The organism is Asaia sp. W19 (assembly GCF_003994335.1).
Lineage (GTDB): Bacteria > Pseudomonadota > Alphaproteobacteria > Acetobacterales > Acetobacteraceae > Asaia.
Map to the genome: position 1 here is coordinate 1 of NZ_PNQZ01000188.1, position 1,393 is coordinate 1,393.

Below are 1,393 nucleotides of genomic sequence, written 5' to 3' on the forward strand. Positions count from 1 at the left end.
TGCCGGGGCTCTGCCCATTGTCTGGTTGCTTGCGCAGTCGGGGCTGCCTCTGGGCCGCTGGGGGGTGCTCGCGCTCATCCTGATATTCACGCTTGGGTATACGATGCTCGGCGGATTACGGGCTGTGGTCTGGTCTGATGCCATTCAGCTTGGGGTATATGGGTTCGGTGCGCTGTTCTGCGTGATGTTTCTGGCCCCGACCCTGAGTGGCGCAGGTTGGCAGGCTGCTGCACAAGCGGGGCTGTTGCGTTTTTTCCATCCTACCGGCCCGGGCAACTGGCTCAGTGACCCCTTCACTGTCGGCGCCGCTCTGGTTGGGGGCGCCATTCTGTCTGTCGCGTCTCATGGGACGGACCAACTCATGGTGCAGCGCGTTCTGGCCGCGCGTAGTCTGGGGGCCGCACGTCTGGCCCTGATGGGCAGCGCTGTTGTGGTGGCCTTGTTATTCGGTCTGCTTTCCCTCCTGGGTGTGCAGCTCTGGATTGCACGGGCCGGACAGAGTCTTGTTGCCCAGGGCCTCGCCTCGCCGGATGCACTGTTTCCGCATTTCATGATCGAGAGCCTGCCTGCCGGAATTACGGGCCTGCTGATCGCAGGGGTGTTGAGCGCCACGATGGGATCGCTCTCCTCCACCCTCAATGCCATGGCGGGAGCCAGCCTGACCGATTTCGGGCCTGCTCCACGCAGTCTGATCGAGCGATGCATGAGGGCGCTGGGCTATCGCCCCGGGCCGCTCTCTGCACCGCGCTTCATGACGTTGTTCTGGGGGGGCGTTCTGCTTCTGGGGGCAGCGCTATTCACTATGGGCAGCCAATCAGCGGTCATTCTGGGGCTGACCGTTGCGGGATGGTCCTATGGCCCCACATTGGGCGCCTTTTTCTCAGCACTGTTCCTGCCCGGGCTGGGAAGGCGGGCTGTCATGATTGGGTTCATCGTCTCGCTTGGCCTCATGGCCGTGGTCCTGGTCGTCGGGCAATATGGTGGCCCAGCGATCGCTTTTTCCTGGCTTGTGCCCCTGGGGATCCTGCTCCACCTTGGCGTGGCCGTTCTGGTCAGGCTGCTTTTCCCCGCGCCTGCTCCCGCTCGTCTTGCGTCATCTTCCCCAAACCGCCCGGAGCCTCGTCGTGACTGAAACGCTCGCCTCCCTCCAGACAGAACATCACGACCCGCGCTACGCGACTATAGAGCTCTGGCCAACCGCAACCATTCTTGATGCGCTTGCCGAAGCCCAGATGGCGGCAACGGCGCTCGTGCGCGCCGCCGTACCGGCTTTGGAAACTGCCGTCGAGGCAGCCCTGCCGAGGCTGCGCGCCGGGGGGCGGCTCTTTTATGTGGGCGCCGGTACGGCGGGGGGGGGGGGGGGGGCGGGGGGGGGGGGGGGTTCCCCCCCCCC

General features: G+C 65.0%; 1 protein-coding gene and 1 pseudogene. Both read left to right on the forward strand.

Annotation, left to right across the window (positions count from 1 at the left end; genetic code table 11):
* Positions 1-1,132, forward strand: a 1,132-nt coding sequence (locus C0V97_RS17865) for a sodium:solute symporter family transporter (RefSeq protein WP_127103750.1), incomplete at its 5' end; no start/stop codon positions are given.
* Positions 1,125-1,393: pseudogene (locus tag C0V97_RS17870) on the forward strand (N-acetylmuramic acid 6-phosphate etherase); the annotation flags it as partial. The gene C0V97_RS17865 and the pseudogene C0V97_RS17870, both read left to right, overlap by 8 nt.